Origin of the sequence: Paracoccus haeundaensis (genome assembly GCF_006239215.1) — a bacterium.
GTDB lineage: Bacteria > Pseudomonadota > Alphaproteobacteria > Rhodobacterales > Rhodobacteraceae > Paracoccus > Paracoccus marcusii.
Genome location: NZ_VDDC01000095.1, coordinates 1 through 1,562, shown reverse-complemented (window position 1 = coordinate 1,562; position 1,562 = coordinate 1). Strand labels below are relative to the sequence as shown.

Sequence of the window (1,562 nt, the reverse complement as noted above, 5' to 3'; positions counted from 1 at the left end):
CTGCAGGGCGTCGACAAAGCGATCCTGACGACCGCCAACTTCCTCTTCAACGGCGCCGTCCCGAAAGAGCTGAACGGCACACCGCCCACGGTTACGCCTGCGCCCCTTCCCACACCAATACCGCCGGCAGCCGATATCAATGAAATAAGAGGTTCGAATGCCGACGATACAATGCGGGGCACGACACAATCAGACATAGTCTGGGGTCTTGAAGGGCTAGATACATTCTACTGGCAGCCGGGGGTGGGCAACGATACCTACCATGGCGGCACCGGGACAGAGCGGTACGATGCTAACCCCTATACACCTGGTAATCCTGGCGGCGACAGGTTGATTCTGGACGGTTCGGCCGGTCTGCGCATCGACATGCACTCGACAGATAGTGGCAGCGTTCAGAGCAGGAATGACCGCCTGGAATTCACGGGTATTGAGCGTATTTTTGGTACCACCGGCGACGACGTTGTCGTGGCGACAAATGCGACCGTAAATAGTTCCGGTGGAAGTGTACCCGCCCACGGTCTGTCGATCTTTACCGGTGCAGGAAATGACCGGATCTCAGGATCGCAGTTTGACGATGTCATTGATGGCGGCTCGGGCAACGATACCATCAACGGCGATGGCGGGAATGATTTCATCCACTCCAGTACCGGCAATGACCTGATCTATGGCGGCGCCGGTGACGAAAACATCCGATGGGGTAACGGTGATGCCAACCACAACCCCGGTAATGATACGATCGACGGCGGCTCGGGAAACGACCTGATCAACATTTGGATCAAACGCGGCGACATCTATTCCAACAATGACACTGTTGGCATCGAGGGTGTCAGTGTCACGGTTGATCGTGTCCTGTCTGACGGAGCGTTTTCAGGCAATGCCAGCACCAGTATCGGCGGGACCGCGACACTGCGCTTCGACAACTTCGAACTTGGCTGGACGCATGCAGGCAACGACGTCATCGACGCGTCGGGCGCTGTGATCTCAAGTTCCGGGGCTGGCGTAAACTTCAACACGCGATGGGGTCACGATAGGTTGGTGGGCAGCCGAGGCAACGATACTTTAGACGGGTCAATGGGCCGTGATACTGTGCAGGGTGGCCAAGGAGATGACCGCATCTGGATTGGAGACGGGCACAATGGCGACGGGGCAAGCGACGTGCTTATATTCCGGGCTGGTGATGGTGCCGATATCGTCTACGGATTCGAGAGCAGCCGCGATACCCTGGACCTCGGTGAAAGGAGTTACAGCGCCACAGAGGTCCGTGATGGAACGCTTCTCAATTTCGGTAGCGGTGACTCAGTTCTCTTAAACGGGGTCTTCGACTTTATCTAAAGTGGCTTGGGCGTCGGAAAAATGGTTATTAACCGACGCCCCTTTCATACTAGGGTCAGGATTCATAACAAACAGATGACGGTTGCTGCGAGAGCGATGGCCGAGAGGAAGACCTTCGGACATCTGTCGTATCGAGTTGCCACGCACCTCCAGTCCTTGAGCCTGCCGAACATGATCTCGATGCGACTTCGCCGCTTGTAGCGTCGCTTATCATATTGGACCGGCGTCTT

2 protein-coding genes are annotated in these 1,562 nt (G+C 56.3%); one reads left to right on the top strand and one right to left on the bottom strand.

Annotated features, from left to right (window positions below):
* The coding region (locus tag FHD67_RS20110; protein ID WP_139599847.1) for a calcium-binding protein at window positions 1–1,332 on the top strand (1,332 nt) is incomplete at its 5' end.
* A gap of 62 nt (window positions 1,333–1,394) precedes the next feature.
* Here FHD67_RS20110 and FHD67_RS20105 read toward each other — a convergent pair.
* Window positions 1,395–1,562 (bottom strand): transposase (locus FHD67_RS20105; RefSeq protein WP_139599846.1); only part of this gene is annotated, 168 nt, incomplete at its 5' end.